The organism is Micromonospora sp. NBRC 110037 (assembly GCF_001652995.1).
GTDB lineage: Bacteria > Actinomycetota > Actinomycetes > Mycobacteriales > Micromonosporaceae > Micromonospora > Micromonospora chalcea.
The window spans coordinates 424,859-441,769 of record NZ_BBVA01000003.1 but is presented as its reverse complement, the minus strand read 5'-3'; the positions used below and the strand labels follow the sequence as shown (position 1 = coordinate 441,769).

General features: G+C 72.2%; 15 protein-coding genes. 10 read left to right on the top strand and 5 right to left on the bottom strand.

Going from position 1 to position 16,911, the window contains the following annotated elements:
- Positions 1-88: 88 nt before the first annotated feature.
- The 4 genes from hisC to hppD all read right to left on the bottom strand — a co-directional run bounded on the left by hisC (position 89) and on the right by hppD (position 4,244).
- Entirely contained in the window at positions 89-1,192 is a 1,104-nt protein-coding gene (gene hisC, locus A4R25_RS12055) for a histidinol-phosphate transaminase (protein ID WP_043327934.1), read from the bottom strand.
- Positions 1,189-2,208 carry an RDD family protein gene (locus A4R25_RS12050; protein ID WP_064446757.1) on the bottom strand — a complete coding sequence of 340 codons (1,020 nt, stop codon included), beginning with the start codon at positions 2,206-2,208 and terminating at the stop codon, positions 1,189-1,191. Before A4R25_RS12050 ends, hisC begins: the two co-directional genes overlap by 4 nt.
- Positions 2,209-2,323: 115 nt before the next feature.
- Positions 2,324-3,028 carry an RDD family protein gene (locus A4R25_RS12045; protein WP_064446756.1) on the bottom strand — a complete coding sequence of 235 codons (705 nt, stop codon included), beginning with the start codon at positions 3,026-3,028 and terminating at the stop codon, positions 2,324-2,326.
- Positions 3,029-3,038: 10 nt separating this feature from the next.
- Positions 3,039-4,244, bottom strand: a complete 1,206-nt coding sequence (gene hppD, locus A4R25_RS12040; RefSeq protein WP_043327937.1) for a 4-hydroxyphenylpyruvate dioxygenase — start codon at positions 4,242-4,244, stop codon at positions 3,039-3,041.
- Between the two features lie 140 nt (positions 4,245-4,384).
- On the opposite strand from hppD, the gene A4R25_RS12035 reads away from it, so the two are divergent.
- The 8 genes from A4R25_RS12035 to A4R25_RS12000 all read left to right on the top strand — a co-directional run bounded on the left by A4R25_RS12035 (position 4,385) and on the right by A4R25_RS12000 (position 14,594).
- Positions 4,385-4,873, top strand: coding sequence for an Lrp/AsnC family transcriptional regulator (locus A4R25_RS12035; RefSeq protein WP_013288920.1), 489 nt, complete (start codon positions 4,385-4,387; stop codon positions 4,871-4,873).
- A 155-nt stretch (positions 4,874-5,028) separates the two neighbouring features.
- On the top strand, positions 5,029-6,429 hold the full coding sequence (locus A4R25_RS12030) for a PQQ-binding-like beta-propeller repeat protein (protein ID WP_043327938.1): 1,401 nt from the start codon (positions 5,029-5,031) through the stop codon (positions 6,427-6,429).
- A 76-nt stretch (positions 6,430-6,505) separates the two neighbouring features.
- A complete protein-coding gene (locus tag A4R25_RS12025; protein WP_030502831.1) occupies positions 6,506-8,173 on the top strand; it encodes a fumarate hydratase in 1,668 nt (555 codons plus the stop codon).
- 90 nt (positions 8,174-8,263) lie between these two features.
- A complete protein-coding gene (locus A4R25_RS12020; protein WP_197494892.1) occupies positions 8,264-8,668 on the top strand; it encodes a hypothetical protein in 405 nt (134 codons plus the stop codon).
- Between the two features lie 10 nt (positions 8,669-8,678).
- Entirely contained in the window at positions 8,679-9,212 is a 534-nt protein-coding gene (locus tag A4R25_RS12015; protein WP_043330874.1) for a hypothetical protein, read from the top strand.
- A gap of 297 nt (positions 9,213-9,509) precedes the next feature.
- The gene (locus A4R25_RS12010; RefSeq protein WP_064446755.1) at positions 9,510-12,488 is read left to right on the top strand and encodes an AfsR/SARP family transcriptional regulator; all 2,979 of its coding nucleotides are present in this window, start codon (positions 9,510-9,512) and stop codon (positions 12,486-12,488) included.
- Positions 12,489-12,532: 44 nt separating this feature from the next.
- Positions 12,533-13,942, top strand: a complete 1,410-nt coding sequence (locus A4R25_RS12005) for a class II fumarate hydratase (RefSeq protein WP_176722885.1) — start codon at positions 12,533-12,535, stop codon at positions 13,940-13,942.
- A 55-nt stretch (positions 13,943-13,997) separates the two neighbouring features.
- Positions 13,998-14,594, top strand: coding sequence for a GNAT family N-acetyltransferase (locus A4R25_RS12000; protein ID WP_064446754.1), 597 nt, complete (start codon positions 13,998-14,000; stop codon positions 14,592-14,594).
- Here A4R25_RS12000 and A4R25_RS11995 read toward each other — a convergent pair.
- Positions 14,561-15,106, bottom strand: coding sequence for a CGNR zinc finger domain-containing protein (locus A4R25_RS11995; RefSeq protein WP_043327942.1), 546 nt, complete (start codon positions 15,104-15,106; stop codon positions 14,561-14,563). The two genes, A4R25_RS12000 and A4R25_RS11995, sit on opposite strands and share 34 nt — an antisense overlap.
- A 72-nt stretch (positions 15,107-15,178) precedes the next feature.
- On the opposite strand from A4R25_RS11995, the gene A4R25_RS11990 reads away from it, so the two are divergent.
- Both A4R25_RS11990 and A4R25_RS11985 read left to right on the top strand, forming a co-directional pair.
- Positions 15,179-16,135, top strand: coding sequence for a DMT family transporter (locus A4R25_RS11990; RefSeq protein WP_043327943.1), 957 nt, complete (start codon positions 15,179-15,181; stop codon positions 16,133-16,135).
- On the top strand, positions 16,132-16,830 hold the full coding sequence (locus A4R25_RS11985; RefSeq protein WP_043327944.1) for an HAD family hydrolase: 699 nt from the start codon (positions 16,132-16,134) through the stop codon (positions 16,828-16,830). Before A4R25_RS11990 ends, A4R25_RS11985 begins: the two co-directional genes overlap by 4 nt.
- The last annotated feature ends 81 nt before the right edge of the window (positions 16,831-16,911 follow it).

Here is a 16,911-nt window from a genome sequence, read left to right as displayed (position 1 = left end):
AAACGGACAAAAGCCACTATTGTTGTCGGATGAGACGCCCAGGGCCGGTCCGTAGGGGGTTGACGGACCGGCCCCGGGCGCGCCCCGGTCAGGCCAGGGCGGACTCGGCCACCGCCAGGAACGCGTCGTTCTCGGCCGGGGTGCCGATGGTGACCCGGACGCCGTCGCCCGGGAACGGGCGGACGATCACGCCGCGCGCCTCGCACGCCCGGCCGAACTCCACCGCCCGCTCGCCGAGCGGCAGCCAGACGAAGTTGGCCTGGCTCTCCGGCACGTCCGGGACGAACTTGCGCAGCGCCTCGGTGACCCGGTCCCGCTCGGCCACTACCAGCGCGCAGCGCCGCTCCACCTCGTCGGCCTGTGCCAGCGCGGCCAGCGCGCCGGCCTGGGCGGCCATGCTGGTGGAGAACGGCGTGACCACCTTGCGCACGGCGGCGGCCACCTCCGGCGCCGCGACCAGCCAGCCGATCCGCAGGCCGGCCAGGCCCCACGCCTTGGACAGCGTGCGCAGCACCGCCACGTTCGGCCGGTCCAGGTAGGTCAGGCCGTCCGGCACCTCCGGGTCGGTGACGAACTCCCGGTACGCCTCGTCGATCACCACGAGCACGTCGTCCGGCACCGCGTCGAGGAAGCGGTCCAGCTCCGCCCGGCGCACCGCCGTACCGGTCGGGTTGTTCGGGTTGCAGACCAGGATCATCCGGGTCCGGTCGGTCACCGCCGCCGCCATCGCGGTGAGGTCGTGACCGTGGCCGGCGTCGTTCGGCACCCGCACGCTGGTCGCGCCGCTGGTCGCCGCGATGATCGGGTACGCCTCGAAGGAGCGCCACGAGTAGAGCAGCTCGTCACCGGGCAGGCAGGTGGCGCGGACCAGGTGCTCGGCCAGCGCCACCGAGCCGCAGCCGGTGGCGATCCGGTCGGCGTCCACGCCGTACCGCTCGGCGAGCGCCTGACGCAGCGCCACCACGCCCATGTCCGGATAGCGGTGCGAACCCGCCACCGCCTCGGCGACCGCCTCCACCACGCCGGGCAGCGGGCCGTAGGGCACCTCGTTGCTGGCCAGCTTGATCGCCTCGGGCAAACCCAGCTCCCGGGCCAGGTCGGCCGGGCTGCGGCCGGGCACGTAGTTGGGCAACGCGTCCAGGTCGGCGCGGGTGAGCCGCAGCGGAGGCTGGTGGCGTCCGGTCTCGGTCATGGGGTGTCTCCCGGGGTGTCGGCGCGGTCGCGCGGGGTGGTACGGGGGTCGGGCCGCTTACGGGGAAGCTGGACCACCACCGTCTGCGCCCGCTTGTCGTGCAGGGCCTGGCGCAGCGGCTGGTCGAACAGGGGCGAGACCGCGTCGATGAGCTGCAGCAGCAGACCGAGCCCGCAGCAGTACCAGAGCAGCGTGGGCAGGCCGAGCGTGCTCCAGCGCCGGGTGGCCCGGCCGAAGCCGAGCGGCTGGTCCGCCTCGACCGGCAGCGCGCGTACGCCCATCAGCCGCTTGCCGAACGTCTGCCCGCGCGCCGCCATCGACGGCACCTCGTAGGCGTACCAGAGCGCGGTGGCGATCACCAGGATGGCGATCTGGAGGCCACCGGCCTGGTCGTCGATCTGGGGCAGCCCCTCGGTGGAGGTGTCACCGTTCATCGCGCGGCGCACCGACTCACGCAGGTACGGCGCGACGGCCTCGAAGTAGCGCCAGACGAACCAGCCGTTCACCACCGCGTTGAGCAGGAACACCACGCCGAAGTCGATCAGGCGGGCGACCAGCCGGGCGCCGTACGAGGCGAGCGGCAGCCCGTGCGGGCGCGGAATCGGCTGCGCGCCCGGCCAGTGCGGGTACGGCCAGCCCGGCGGCGGTCCCTGCGGCGCCGGCCCGGCCTGACCGGGCTGCCGCGGCCACGGGCCGCCCGGCCCCGGCTGCCCGGGCTGCCCGGGCTGTCCCGGCCAGGGACCGGGCTGTCCGGGCCAGGGGCCGGCCTGACCCGGCTGGCCCGGCCACGGTCCGCCCGGCTGGGCGGGCGCGCCGGACGACGGGGCGACCTCGGACCCGCTACCCGTCCCGGCACCGGGCGTCGCGGCGGCGGCCGGCTCGGGTTCGGCGGGCGGTGGACCGTCGGGCGGGGTGACGTCGACCGGGATCGGCGCGCCGATCCAGCCCTCGCCGTCCCACCAGCGGCGGGTCTCCGGGTCGGCGGGGTCGACGTACCATCCAGGTTCCAAGCTCACAGCGCCGTCCTTGTTCCCGACTGCGGGGCTCGCAGGCCCGGCTCACTCCTCGCGCTCACAGTGCTCCCCTCAGTTCGCGACTGCGGGGCTCGCAGGCCCGGCTCACTCCTCGCGCTCACGGGCCAACCTTAACGACGACCGTTCCGGCGAACTTGTCGTGGAGGCACTGCTGCCAGGGCTTGTCCCACAGTTGCCAGAAACCGTCGAGGTAGTTGAGGAACGGCACGAACATCCCGCCGGCGAACTCGACGGCCCAGCGCTTGCCGAGCATGCCCCGGCTCAGCGCGGCGTCCGGCTGCACCGGCACGATCCGCAGCTTCATCACCTTCTTGCCCAGCGTCTGGCCGGTCCGGCGGGCGTACTCGACGTGGTAGACCCAGTAGAAGACGAGCATGAGCAGCAGGACCCCGAGCTCGGCGGCGAGCAGCGGCAGGAACACGCCGGTCCAGAGTTCGGCCGGCTCGGGACCGTTCGGGCCCGCCTGCTCGATCTCGTCGATCATCCGGACGAAGACGAGGGCGAAGACCGGTAGGAACAGCACCATCGTCACCGCCATCGCGACGGCGGTGTCGATCAGGTAGGCGATCAGCCGGTCACCGAAGCTCGCCAGCGGCTGCCCGTTCGGCGCCAGCGGGGGCGGGACGGGCCTCGGGGCGTACCCCGGTGGGGGGTAACCGGGCGGCGGGTAGCCGGGCGGGCCGGCGTACCCCGGAGGAACGTGCTGCGCGGGCACCGCGGGCCCGGTGGGCGGCGCGAAGCCGCCGCCCGCGGGTGCAGGCCCGGCAGGCGGCGGCGTCGGGTTCGGGGGAGGCTGGGTCACGCCGACAGTGTTACAGGTTGCCGCGCTTCTCCTGCTCCCGCTCGATCGCCTCGAACAGGGCCTTGAAGTTGCCCTTGCCGAAGCCGAGGGAGCCGTGCCGCTCGATCAGCTCGAAGAAGACGGTGGGACGGTCCTGCACCGGCTTGGTGAAGATCTGGAGCAGGTAGCCGTCCTCGTCCCGGTCGACCAGGATCTTGCGGGACTGCAGCTCCTCGATCGGCACCCGGACGTTGCCGATGCGGGCGCGCAGCTCCGGGTCCTCGTAGTACGAGTCCGGGGTGTCCAGGAACTCGACGCCCGCCGCGCGCATGGCGTCCACGCTGGCCAGGATGTCGTTGGTGGCCACCGCGATGTGCTGGGCGCCGGGGCCCTGGTAGAACTCCAGGTACTCGTCGATCTGCGACTTCTTGCGGGCCACGGCCGGCTCGTTGAGCGGGAACTTCACCTTGCGGGTGCCGTTGGCGACGACCTTGCTCATCAGCGCCGAGTAGTCGGTGGCGATGTCGTCGCCGATGAACTCGGCCATGTTCGAGAAGCCCATGACGCGCTTGTAGAACTCGACCCACTCGTCCATCCGGCCCAGCTCCACGTTGCCGACCACGTGGTCGACGGCCTGGAAGAACCGCTTCGGCTGGAGGCCGGCGTCGATCATCGGCTGCCGGTCCACGATCGGGCCGCGGGCCACGAAGCCGGGCAGGAACGGGCCGGTGTAGCGGGACCTGTCGATCAGGCTGTGCCGGGTGTCGCCGTACGCGGCGATGGACGCCATCCGCACGGTGCCGTGCTCGTCGCTGACGTCGTGCGGCTCGACCAGGCCGGTGGCGCCCTGCGCGACGGCGTGCGCGTACGCGGCGTCCACGTCCGGCACCTCCAGCGCGATGTCGGAGACGCCGTCGCTGTGCTTCGCCACGTGCTCGGCGCCGTCGGCGTCCGGCCGGACCGCGCCGGTCAGCACGAAGCGGGCCGAACCGCTGGTCAGGACGTACTGCGCGTGGTCGCGGTAGCCCTGCTCCGGCCCCCGGTACGCCACGCAGGTCATGCCGAACGCGGTCGAGTAGTAGTGCGCGGCCTGCTTGGCGTTGCCGACCAGGAAGTGGACGTGGTCCATGCCCTTGACCGGGAACGGGTCGCGGCTGATGTCGTGGTCGACGGCGCCGACGAGAGCGTCGACGTCGACCTCCTCGGTCGACTGGGGTCGGTCGATCGCCTGGGTCATGGTGGCCTCCCTCGCGTACCGGCCGGCCTCGTGGGCCGCCGTGGATCTGCTCTTCCGGGGAGGATCTACGGCGCACGGTGAGTTGGGCAACAGTTGGCGTTATTCCTGGTCAGGTTGTGCATTCGGTACCGTCGGACACCATGAACACTGGTCAGGATGTACAGCTCGACGAGCTGGACGCGCGCTTGATCGAACTGCTGGCGGAGGAACCGCGGATCGGGGTGCTGGAGTGCTCCCGGCGGCTCGGCGTGGCCCGCGGCACGGTCCAGGCCCGGCTGGACAAGCTGGTCGGCCGCGGCGTGGTGACCGGGTTCGGGCCGGACATCACGCCCGCCGCGATCGGCTTCGGGGTGACCAGCTTCGTCACGCTGGAGATCAGCCAGCGGCACGGCCACGACCAGGTCACCGCACACCTGGCCGCGATTCCCGAGGTGCTGGAGGCGCACACCATCACCGGCTCCAGCGACCTGCTCTGCCGCATCGTCGCCCGGTCGAACACCGACCTCCAGCGGGTCATCGACCAGATCGTCGCCTCCGAGGGGATCCGGCGCGCGTCCACCATCATCGCGCTGGCCGAGCAGATCCCGTACCGCACGCTGCCGCTGGTCCGCTCCGCCGCCCGGGGGTAAGGAAGGGCCCCCTGTTAACGCCTGCGGAGGTGGAAGGGCCCCTTATTAACACCTGCCCGGGCAAGAAGCGCTGCGACACGCCCCGCGCGCGACCCGGGGGACCGGTGATCGTCGCTACCGTGTGCGGTGTGAAGGGCCTAGGGGTACGCGGCTGGTTGCTGCTCGGGCTCGTCACCGTGGTCGTACTCGCCGCGACAGGCGTCTGGAACCCGTTCCCGGCGCTGTGGGACTGGGTCGACCGCAGCAAGCCGATCTCCGAGCCGGACGTGGTCTGGCAGCAGCGCGTCGGCGGCACCCCGCGCAGCGTCACCATCGCCGGCGACACGGTGATCGTCGAGCAGCGCACCCGCGTCGAGGCGCGCAGCCTCGCCGACGGCCGCCAGCTCTGGGAGCGCAAGGCCGACTGGTCGGCGGTCGCGGGCGGCGACCGGGACCCGGTCGTCGCCGTGGGCAAGCTGCTGGACAAGGGGTACGAGGTGCTCGACCCGGTCAGCGGCGTGACCCGGCGTCGCGACGATCGGGCGATCGCCGTCTGGACGTACCGGAACCTGCTGCTGGACGCCTACTGCGTGCGGGCCACCGACTGCACGTTGCGGGCCTGGGAGCCGCGCGGCACCGCTCCGCTGTGGAGCGCGTTCCTGCCCGGCGTGCACAGCGGCGTGCTCGCCGACAACCCGGAGCTGCTCGGTACGCGGCGGCTGGGCGCCACCCGGATCGACGGCGGGGTGGCCGGGCCGGAGGCGGTACCGCCGCTGCTCGGCTTCCCGGTCGACGGCCGGGTACACGTGGTGGACACCGCGACCGGCCGGGTGCTGCAGAACGTCGAGCCGGGCCGGGAGGAGCGGCTGGCGGTGGTCGGCGGCCGGCTGCTCCGGATCGCGGCCACCTCCCGCGACGGGAGCTGCTACTACACCGTCACGGCAGTCGACCCGGCGACGGGTCAGCAGGTGTGGCGTCGGACCGGGATCAACCTGCGTACGGCCGACTACGCCGGCTGCGTACAGCGGGAGGACCCGCAGGGCGCGCGCAACGTCCTGATCGGGGTCGCCCCGGACGGGCGTGAGGCGGTGCTCGACGGGTACGACGGCCGTCTGCTCCAGGTCGGCGCGGACGGTGAGAAGCTGCTCGCCGTGGACGACCGCTACGCCGTGGTGCGCAGCGCCGACAAGGAGTCGCTGCTGGGGCGGGAGCTGTCGGCGGACCGGACCCGGTGGACCCGGCCCGCCGGCGGTAAGAGCGGCGCCGCGCTCACCCCGTACGCGGCGCTGATCAGCGAGGAGAAGCCGTCTCGGCTGATCGCGGTCGAACCGCGCGAGGGCCGCGTCCTGGTCGAGCTGCGGACCGCGGCGAACGCGCTGGCGGTCGGCCCCAACGGCATGATCATCGGGGAGGGCCGGGAGATCGGGTACGTCCGCTGGGGCGCCGGCACGACCGGCGCGCCCGGGCCGGGGCAGGGCGACGCGCCGGTGGCGCCGAACCCCGGGGGCAGCTGGCAGCCGCCCGGCGACCAGGGCAGTTGCGGCCCGAAGCGGGAACTCTGCGTCGACGGCAAGTGACAGCGGGTGAGAGGTCGGGTCACGACCCCACCTGCGGGTGTCACCGATCGACGGCTCTGCCCTAGGCTTTTCGGTCATGAGCAGTGCCGCCGCCTTCTCGTACGCACCCCTGCTGCCGACCGGCCCCGACCTGACGGAATACCGCCTGGTCACCGATGAGGGCGTGGACGTCGTCAACGGCCCGGGTGGCCGCCGGTTCCTGACCGTCGATCCGGGCGCGCTCACCGCGCTGACGGCCGAGGCGATGCACGACATCGCCCACTTCCTGCGCCCGGCCCACCTGGCCCAGCTCCGCTCGATCATCGACGACCCGGCGGCCTCGCCGAACGACCGGTTCGTCGCGCTCGACCTGCTGCGCAACGCCAACATCGCGGCCGGCGGTGTGCTGCCGATGTGTCAGGACACCGGCACCGCGATCGTGATGGGCAAGCGCGGGCGGCACGTGCTCACCGACGGCACCGACGCGGAGGCGATCTCGCGCGGCGTCTACCAGGCGTACACCCGGCTGAACCTGCGCTACTCGCAGCTCGCCCCGCTGACCATGTGGGACGAGCGGAACACCGGCAGCAACCTGCCCGCCCAGGTGGAGCTGTACGCCGAGGACCCGGACGGCCACGCCGACGCGTACAAGTTCCTCTTCATGGCCAAGGGCGGCGGCTCGGCCAACAAGTCCTACCTCTACCAGGAGACCAAGGCCCTGCTGAACCCGACGCGGATGATGCAGTTCCTGGAGGAGAAGCTCCGGCTCATCGGCACCGCGGCCTGCCCGCCGTACCACCTGGCCATCGTCATCGGCGGCACCTCGGCCGAGTACGCGCTGAAGACCGCCAAGTACGCCTCCGCGAAGTACCTCGACGCGCTGCCCACCGAGGGCTCGATGAGCGCGCACGGCTTCCGCGACCTGGAGCTGGAGGCCGAGGTGCTGGAGCTGACCCGTAACTTCGGCATCGGCGCGCAGTTCGGTGGCCGCTACTTCTGCCACGACGTACGGGTGGTCCGGCTGCCCCGGCACGGCGCGTCCTGCCCGGTGGCGATCGCGGTGTCCTGCTCCGCGGACCGGCAGGCGGTGGCGAAGATCACCCCGTCCGGCGTCTGGCTGGAACGCCTGGAGACCGACCCGGCGCGCTACCTGCCCGACGTGACCGACGAGACGCTGGAGACCGAGGAGGTCGTCCGCGTCGACCTGAACCGGCCGATGGACGAGATCCGGGCCGAGCTGTCGAAGTACCCGGTGAAGACCCGGCTGTCGCTCACCGGGCCGCTGGTCGTCGCGCGGGACATCGCACACGCGAAGATCGCCGAGCGGCTGGACGCGGGCGAGCCGATGCCGCAGTACCTGCGCGACCACGCGGTCTACTACGCCGGCCCGGCCAAGACCCCCGAGGGCTACGCCTCCGGCTCGTTCGGCCCCACCACGGCCGGCCGGATGGACGCGTACGTGGAGAAGTTCCAGGCGGCCGGTGGCTCGATGGTGATGCTCGCCAAGGGCAACCGGTCCGCCCAGGTCACCCGCTCCTGCCAGGCCCACGGCGGGTTCTACCTCGGCTCGATCGGTGGCCCGGCCGCCCGCCTCGCCCAGGACTGCATCAAGCACGTCGAGGTGCTCGAATACGCCGAGCTGGGCATGGAGGCGGTCTGGAAGATCGAGGTGGAGGACTTCCCCGCCTTCATCGTCGTCGACGACAAGGGCAACGACTTCTTCGCCGAGGTCACCAAGCCGGTGCTCACCGTCGGCCGCCGTTAAGAAAACTGAGTTCCTAAGAAACTCCTGGGAAATTTGTGTTTGTGGAGTCTCCTCGTCCTGTAGGCTTTCCTCAGACGACGAGGGGGCACCATGCCATCCATCGAAATAGACGAGGACACCGACTCCTATCTCGCCTTCGCTGCCGGTATTGCCGGTCTGACGAAGGGGCAGGTTGTCGCGCGCCTGGTCAACGAAGTACGGGCACGGGCGGAAAGCCGACCGGAGGCGCCGGAAGACCCGAGTGGTGAACCGTCGACCGTCAGGATTTACGCCGACTACGCGGGGCACCGCACCCACGCCTCGTTCGTGCCCGGGCCGGGGCGCATCGAGATCACGTCCGGGCCCCTCGCCGGGAAGGTCTACAAGACCCCGAGTCAAGCGGCCCGAGAGATCGTCAAGCACTACAACCCGGACGTGAGCCCGCACCGCAACGGCTGGAGCTTCTTCCTCATCTCCGGAACGGCCGCCCCGCTGCAGACGCTGCGGCACCGCTGAGGTGGGCGGCGTGGGACCACACATATTCGTGGACGAGACCAAGGAGCACGGCCTGATCCTCGCGGCGGCCATCGTCGACGTGCCCCGGCTGGCCGCCGCCCGTCAGGCCGTCGCCGCTCTTACGCTGCGCGGGCAACGCAGCATCCACTTCTGCAAGGAACGCAACGATCGGAGACGGGAGATCCTCGGGACCTTCCGCCGACTCGGCGCGGCGGTGGTGCTCTACGACGCCACGGCGCATCGAGACCAACGGGCCGCGCGGGAGGCGTGCCTCCGAGCGCTGGTCCTGGACGCGGTCAAGCTCGATGCCGAGCGGCTGGTCCTGGAACTCGACGATTCCCGGCACGTCGCCGACACGCGCACCCTCAACCACGAGATGCGGCTGGCCGGTGCGACCGGACGCCTCCGGTACGACCACATGCGGGCGCACGAGGAGCGCCTGCTCTCGCTTCCGGACGCGGTTGCCTGGTCCTGGGCGAGAGGTGGCGAGTGGAAGGCCGCGGTGCTGCCGATGGTGGAGGAGATCCGGTCGGTCGCGCACTGAATGCGCGAGACCCGGCTCACCCACCGTCCGGAAGGCTGCCGGGTCCACTTTCAGGAGCTACTGCTCCTGACAACAGCCATACTACCTGCTTCGTACGGCCCTGATCCATCTTCCGACATCGGTGCGCCTGCCCGGTCGGACCACCGGACAGGCGCACCGCCCCCGTCGGATGCCGTCATCGGCAACCCGCACCGAGTCTGTGCGCCGCCGCTATCGGATCGCTATCGCCTCGGCGCGGCGCTCGGTGACCGCCGGGCTACGCTGCTGCAGGGTTGATACGGCGGTCGGGGGAGCGCGGTGCGGTTCGGAATCTTGGGGCCCCTGCGGGTCGGCGGCGGTGAAGCCACCGTCACCGCGGGTCGAGATCGAATCGTCCTCGCCATGTTTCTGCTGCGTCCGGGCCTGGTGGTGCCGACCGAGGACCTGATCGACGCCGTGTGGGAGGACCGTCCCCCGGCGACCGCGCGGACCCAGCTCCAGATCTGCGTGTCTCGACTGCGGCAGCGGTTCGCGGCGCTCGGCCTGCCCACCGTGACCATCGTCACCGACCCGGCCGGATACGGCATCCGGATCGAGCCGGGCGATCTCGACGCAGAGGTGTTCGCCAACGGTGTGGAGGCGGCCCGCCGGAACGCCGAAGCGGGCCGGCTGATCGAGGCGCGTCAGAACTACCGGGACGCGCTGGCGTTGTGGCGTGGGCCGGTGCTGGCCGGCATCCCCGCCCGTAGCGTCCGGCGGCGGGCGCAGGCGCTCGACGAACAGCGGCTCGCCGCGCTGGAGGACTGCGTCGACATCGAGTTGCGGCTGCGCCGGGCGCCCGAGCTGGTCGACGAGCTCACCGAGGCGGTCGAGCGCGAGCCGCTGCGGGAACGGTTGCGGGGGCAGTTGATGCTGGCCCTGTCGGCGGTCGGCCGCCACGCGGACGCGCTGGCTGTCTACCGGGAAGGGCGGCGGATCTACGCCGAGGAGCTGGGCATCGAGCCGGGCGCCGCGTTGCAGGAGCTGCACCAGCGGATACTCGCCGGCGACCTGGCGCTGAGCGGCCCGGAGAGCCGTGTTGCCGCGCCGGTGCGGGCGCTGCCGCGCGCGATCAGCGACTTCACCGGGCGGCAGCAGACAGTGGCCCGGCTGGTGCGGGAGGTCGAGGAGGGTAGCCGGGTCCAGCTCGTCGACGGCATGGCGGGCAGCGGCAAGACCACGCTGGCCGTGCAGGTGGCGACCGCTGTGGCCGGCCGGTTCCCCGACGCGCAGCTCTTCATCGACCTGCACGGGCACAGCGACCGCAGCCCGCTCAGTACGACAGTGGCCGCCGCCACCCTGCTCCGGCAGCTCAGCGTGCCGGCTGAACGGGTGCCGGCCGACCCGACGGACCGGCTGGCGATGTGGCGTTCCGAGCTGGCCGGGCGTCGGGCCGTGGTGGTGCTCGACAACGCGGCCGACGCCGGCCAGGTCGCACCGCTGCTGCCCAACGGTCCGGACTGCCTGATACTGATCACCAGCCGTCGTCGCCTGATCGGCCTGGACTCGGGCCGCCCGTCCTCGCTGCCGGTACTCGACGCCGACGAGGCGGTCGAGCTGCTGGCCCGCGTGGCCGGCGCGGAGAGGGTGGCCGCCGAGCCCGAGGCGGCGATGGAGGTGGCCCGCCGCTGCGGACACCTTCCGCTGGCCCTGCGGCTGGCCGGGGCCCGGCTCGCGCACCGGCCGCGGTGGCGGGTGGCCGACCTGGCGGAGCGGCTGGCCGGCGCGTCCGACCCGCTGGCCGAGCTGGTCGCGGGAGAGCGGTCGGTGGCCGGCGCCTTCGCGTTGTCGTACGAGCAGGTGTCGCCGCTCGCGCAGCGGGTCTTCCGCCTGCTGGGCCTGCACCCGGGTCAGTGTGTCGACAACCGGGTGCCGGCCGCGCTCGCCGACCTGCTGCTGCCGCAGGCGCAGGACGCGCTCGACGAACTTGTCGACGCGCACCTCGTCGAGGAGGTGGAACCGGGCCGCTACCAGCTGCACGACCTGATCCGCGAGTACGCGCGCACGCTCGGCGCCGGACGCGAGACCGCCGACGAGCGGCGGGCGGCGGTGGGCCGTCTCATCGACTTCCATCTTCAGGTCACCGCGTCCATCGGGCGGTCGCTGGAGACGGGCGCCGAGCCGTCCCTGTTCGACCTGCCGGAGCCGGCGCGGCCCGACCTGGTGGCAGCCACTGTCGGCCTCGGCCGAGCATGGTTGGAGGAGAACCGCTCGACCCTGACGGCGCTCGTCCGGCTGGCGGAGAACGAGGGTTTTCTCCGGCAGAGCTGGCAGTTCGCCCGGGTCGCCTGGGTCAGCAACTTCTACGGCGGTCGCCTGGACGACCTGATCGAGACGCATCAGATCGGTCTGCGGGCCGCCGAGCGCCTGGGCGACGAGGAGGCCGTTGCGACGATGCTCAACTATCTCGCCTCGGCGGACTACCGCCGGGCGCGGTTCGCCGAGGCCATCCGGCGGCTGGAGGCGGTGGTCGGCATCTACCGCAGGCTCGACCGGCCGGGCGAGCTGCGCAAGGTGCTGGGCAACCTCGGCACCGCGTACGCGGTCGACGGGCAGCACCAGCGGGGTATCGAACTCCTGACCGAGTCCGCGGCGATCGCCCGCCGGTCGGGCGAGTCGTCGTGGTTGTCCAACCTGCTGAACAACCTCTCGTTCACCCTGATCTCGCACGGCCGGTACGACGAGGCTGTGCGGATGTGCCGCAACCAGATGGCTGTCGCACGGCAGGCCGGCGACCTGCGGCAGCTCGGCAACTCGATCGGGCACCTCAGCATGGCGCGGCACCGGCGCGGCGAGCACGGGCCCGCGCGCCGGCTCCTGCTTGTCGGCCTGAGGCTCAAGCGCCGGGTGGGCAACCGGTACGGCGAGGGCGAACTGCTCAACGAGCTGGGCATGATGGAGCGTGAGGAGGGCCGGCCGGAGCTGGCCGCCTCGCTGCACCGGGACGCCCTCGTGGCCATGATCGACGCCGGGGATCTGGTCGGGCAGTGCGCCTCCCGGAACCTGCTGGCCCGGGCGATCTTCGACCAGGGTGACGTGGCCAGCGCGCTGGACCTGCACCGCCGGGTGCTAGCCGACGCCGAGCGGCTGGGCCTGCGCTACGAGCAGGCCCGCGCCCTGGACGGCCTCGCGCGATGCCTGCGCCACGACGACCCGGACCAGGCCCGCCGGTACGCCGGGCGTGCGCTGGCGCTGTTCCGTCAGGTCGAGACGCCGGACCAGCGGGACACCGAGAAGCTGCTGGTCGAGCTGGGCTGAGGGGGCCGCCACTTTCCCTGCACTCCGACCGGCGGCGCGGCAGGATGGTAGGCGTGACGACTCCAGAGGCGACCGGCTACCGGATCGAACGCGACTCGATGGGCGAGGTGGAGGTGCCCGCCGAGGCACTGTGGCGGGCGCAGACCCAGCGCGCGGTGCAGAACTTCCCGATCTCGGGGCGCGGGCTGGAACCGGCCCAGATCAAGGCCCTGGCGCAGATCAAGGGGGCGGCGGCACTGGTGAACGGTGAGCTGGGGGTGATCGACGCGGACGTGGCGCAGGCGATCGCCACCGCCGCCGCGCACGTCGCCGAGGGCGGCTACGACGACCAGTTCCCGGTGGACGTGTTCCAGACCGGCTCCGGTACGTCGTCCAACATGAACACCAACGAGGTCATCGCCACCCTCGCGAGCCGCGAGCTGGGCCGCGACGTGCACCCGAACGACCACGTCAACGCGTCGCAGTCCAGCAACGACGTGTTCCCCACCTCGATCCACCTGGCCGCCACGCAGTTCGTGGTGGAGGACCTGATCCCGTCGTTGAAGCAGCTCGCGGGCGCGCTGGAGGAGAAGGCGGCCGAGTTCGAGACGGTGGTCAAGGCCGGGCGTACCCACCTCATGGACGCCACGCCGGTCACGCTCGGGCAGGAGTTCGGCGGCTACGCGGCGCAGGTCCGCTACGGCGTCGAGCGGCTGGAGTCGGCGTTGCCCCGGCTGGCCGAGCTGCCGCTGGGCGGCACCGCCGTGGGCACCGGCATCAACACGCCGCTGGGGTTCGCCGAGCGGGTGATCGGCAAGCTGCGGGAGTCCACCGGGCTGCCGTTGACCGAGGCGCGCAACCACTTCGAGGCGCAGGGCGCCCGGGACGCGCTGGTGGAGACCTCGGGCCAGCTCCGTACCGTCGCGGTCGGTCTCTACAAGATCGCCAACGACGTGCGCTGGATGGGTTCCGGCCCGCGCGCCGGTCTGCGTGAGCTGCGCATCCCCGACCTCCAGCCCGGCTCGTCGATCATGCCGGGCAAGGTGAACCCGGTGGTGGCCGAGGCGATGCGGCAGGTCTGCGCCCAGGTGGTCGGCAACGACGCGGCGGTGGCGTTCGCCGGGTCGCAGGGCGACTTCGAGCTGAACGTGATGCTCCCGGTGATGGGCCGCAACCTGCTGGAGTCGATCAAGCTGATCGCCGCGTCCAGCCGGCTGTTCGCCGAGCGGCTGGTGGCCGGCCTGGTCGCGGACGCCGAGGTCTGCCTGGCGTACGCGGAGGGCTCGCCGTCGATCGTCACCCCGCTCAACCGCCACCTCGGGTACGACGAGGCCGCCTCGATCGCGAAGGAGGCGCTGGCCAAGCAGGTGTCCATCCGCGAGGTGGTGATCTCCCGGGGTCACGTCGACTCGGGCAAGCTCACCGAGACCCAGCTGGACGAGGCGCTGGACCTGCTCCGGATGACCCACCCCTGAGACCGGCGCCGGTAATTGCCTCGACCCGTCACCGTGGGCGCGGCATGATCCGACGGTGCGTGACGACGGCGGGGTGCTGCTGGAGACCGCGCGGCTGACGCTGCGCCGGTTCACGATGGACGACGTGGACCGGTTGGTGGCGCTGGACGCCGACCCGGAGGTCATGCGCTTCCTGACCGGCGGCGTGCCGACTCCGGCCACGACATTCCGGGACGACGTGCTGCCCCGGGTGCTCGCGCAGTACACCCGGCACCCCGGGCTCGGCCGCTGGGCGACGCTCGACCGGTTCACCGGCGAGTTCCTCGGCTGGCACTCGCTCGACCCGTCCGACGACGGCACCGAGGCGGAGTTGGGCTACCGGCTGCGCCGCGCGACCTGGGGGCACGGGCTCGCCACCGAGGGCGCGCGGGCGCTGGTGCGGCACGCGTTCGACACGGTCGGCGTCCGCCGCGTGTGGGCCCAGACGATGGCGGTGAACGACCGTTCCCGGGCGGTCATGGCCCGCGCCGGGTTGCGCTACGTCCGCACGTTCCACCTCGCGTTCGACGACCCGATCCCGGGTACGGAGCACGGCGAGGTGGAGTACGAGCTGTCCCGGGAGGACTGGCCCGCGACCCGTCAGGACTGGGACGCCGCCCTGCGGGCCCGGTAGGCGCTCACCGCGGCCCGGTTGCCGCAGCCGGCGTCGCAGAACCGGCGGGAGCGGTTCCGGGACAGGTCGACAAGCACGTTGTCGCAGTCGGGGTGGTCGCAGTGCCGCAGCCGGCTCAGCTCGCCCATGCGTACCAGGTCGGCCATCGCCATCGCGGCCTCGACCGCCATCCGGGTCGCCAGCGGCGCGTCCCGCGGCACGGCGTGCAGGTGGTACGGCTCGTCGTCGTGCCGGACGAGTTGCGGCAGCGCGTGCGACTCGCGCAGCAGCTGGTTGACGATCGCCACCACCTCGTCGGTGTCGGCGTACCAGATGCGGCGCAGCCGGGGCCGCAGCGCGCGGACCTGGCGCAGTTCGGTTTCGGTGTGCTCGTGCCGGCCGCTCCACCCGTGGGTGGTGAAGAAGGCGTCCAGGGCGGCCACGTCGGGCAGCCCTTCCCGGTCGCCGTCGGCGGTGTTCACCAGTGCGGCGGCACCGACCAGCGCGCATTCGGTGTCATGAGCGAAAAGCAACTTGACTCCTGTCAGGGGCTCCGCCTAGCGTCATCAGCATAACCGTCCTTCACTCATGACCTGGAGCTGTCGATGCGTGAACGATCCGGCGTCGGGCTCGGTCTGGCACTGCTCTCCGCGATCACGTTCGCGACCTCGGGCACGTTCGCCCGCCCGCTGATCACCGGCGAGTGGTCGGCGGTCGCGGTGGTGATCGCCCGGGTCGGCATCGCCGCGCTGGTGCTCGCCGTGCCCGCCCTGCTGGCCCTGCGCGGCAAGTGGTCGGTGCTGCGGCGCAACGGCGTCACGGTGCTGCTGTTCGGGCTGCTCGGCGTCGCCACCGCGCAGGCGTGCTTCTTCAACGCGGTCCGCTACCTCCCGGTCGGTGTGGCGCTGCTGCTGGAATACCTCGGCATCGTGCTGGTGGTCGGATGGATGTGGCTGGTCCACGGGCAGCGCCCGCGAGCGCTGACGGTGGCCGGCTCGGTTACCGCCCTGTGCGGGCTGGCGCTCGTCCTCGACCTCACCGGAGCCGGCCGCCTGGAACCGGTGGGCGTGCTGTGGGGTCTCGGCGCGGGCGTCGGGCTGGCCGGATACTTCGTCATCGCCGGCCGGATCGACGCCGAACTGCCGTCGGTGGTGATGGCCAGCGGCGGCATGGCTGTCGGCGCGGTGGCGCTGCTCCTGCTCGGCGGCATCGGCGCGCTGCCGCTCGCCGCCGGCACCGCCGACGTCACCTTCGCCGGGCACCAGGTGAGCTGGCTGGTGCCGATCGCCGGGCTGTCGCTGATCGCCGCCGTGGTCGCGTACCTGGCCGGGGTCGCCGGCACCCGGCTGCTCGGGGCCCGGCTGTCCTCCTTCGTGGGGCTGACCGAGGTGATGTTCGCGGTGCTGATCGCGTGGCTGGTGCTCGACGAACTGCCCAGCCTGATCCAGCTGGCCGGCGGGGTGCTCATCCTCGGCGGCGTCGCCCTGGTCCGGGCGGACGAACTGCGCGGCACACCTTCGGCGTCCACGTCCGCCGAGCCGGTGCTGGCAGGCGACCGGTGAGCGGGCCGCGCAGCGCTGTCGTCTTCGACGCCGACGAGACACTCGTCGACCTGCGTCCGGCGGTCACCGGCGCGCTCGTCGCCGTACTGGAGGAGATGCGGCGGCGGACCCCGGCGGCGGCCGCGGTGTCGCTCGCGGACCTGGAGGAGGACTGGGGTGCGGTCTTCGGCGCGCTCAGCGCCGCCCCGGTGCAGGAGATCCGGCGGGCCGCGCTGGCCCGCTCGCTGGCCCGGGCCGGGCTGGAGACGGAGCTGGACGAGTTGGCGGAGTTGTTCTTCGCCCGCCGGTACGCGCTGAGCCGGCCCTTCCCCGACGCGCTGCCCGCGTTGGCGGCACTGCGCCCGCACCACGTGCTGGGCTTCGCCACGAACGGCAACAGCCGCGCCGAACGCTGCGGCCTCGCCGGGCAGTTCGCCTTCGAGTTGTACGCCCACGAGGGCGGCCTGCCGAAGAAGCCGGCCGGGGAGTTCTTCGCGGCCGTGGTGGCGGCCTGCGGGCTGCCCGCCGCGCGGATCGTGCACGTGGGCGACTCGCCGGAGCACGACGTGGTCGCCGCCCAGCGGGCCGGACTGCGTGCCGTCTGGCTCAACCGGGGCGGGCTGCCCCGGCCTCGGGGCCTCGAACCGGACGCCGAAGTGTCCACGCTCGCCGGACTGTCCACGGTGCTCAACACCTTGACAAGCGCGAATGCCTAGTTGCGGCCGATAACGGACGTCGATCTGGCGGAACCCGCTCCCGTGATGTGGGATGACACCACGTCCCTCAACGAGAGGATC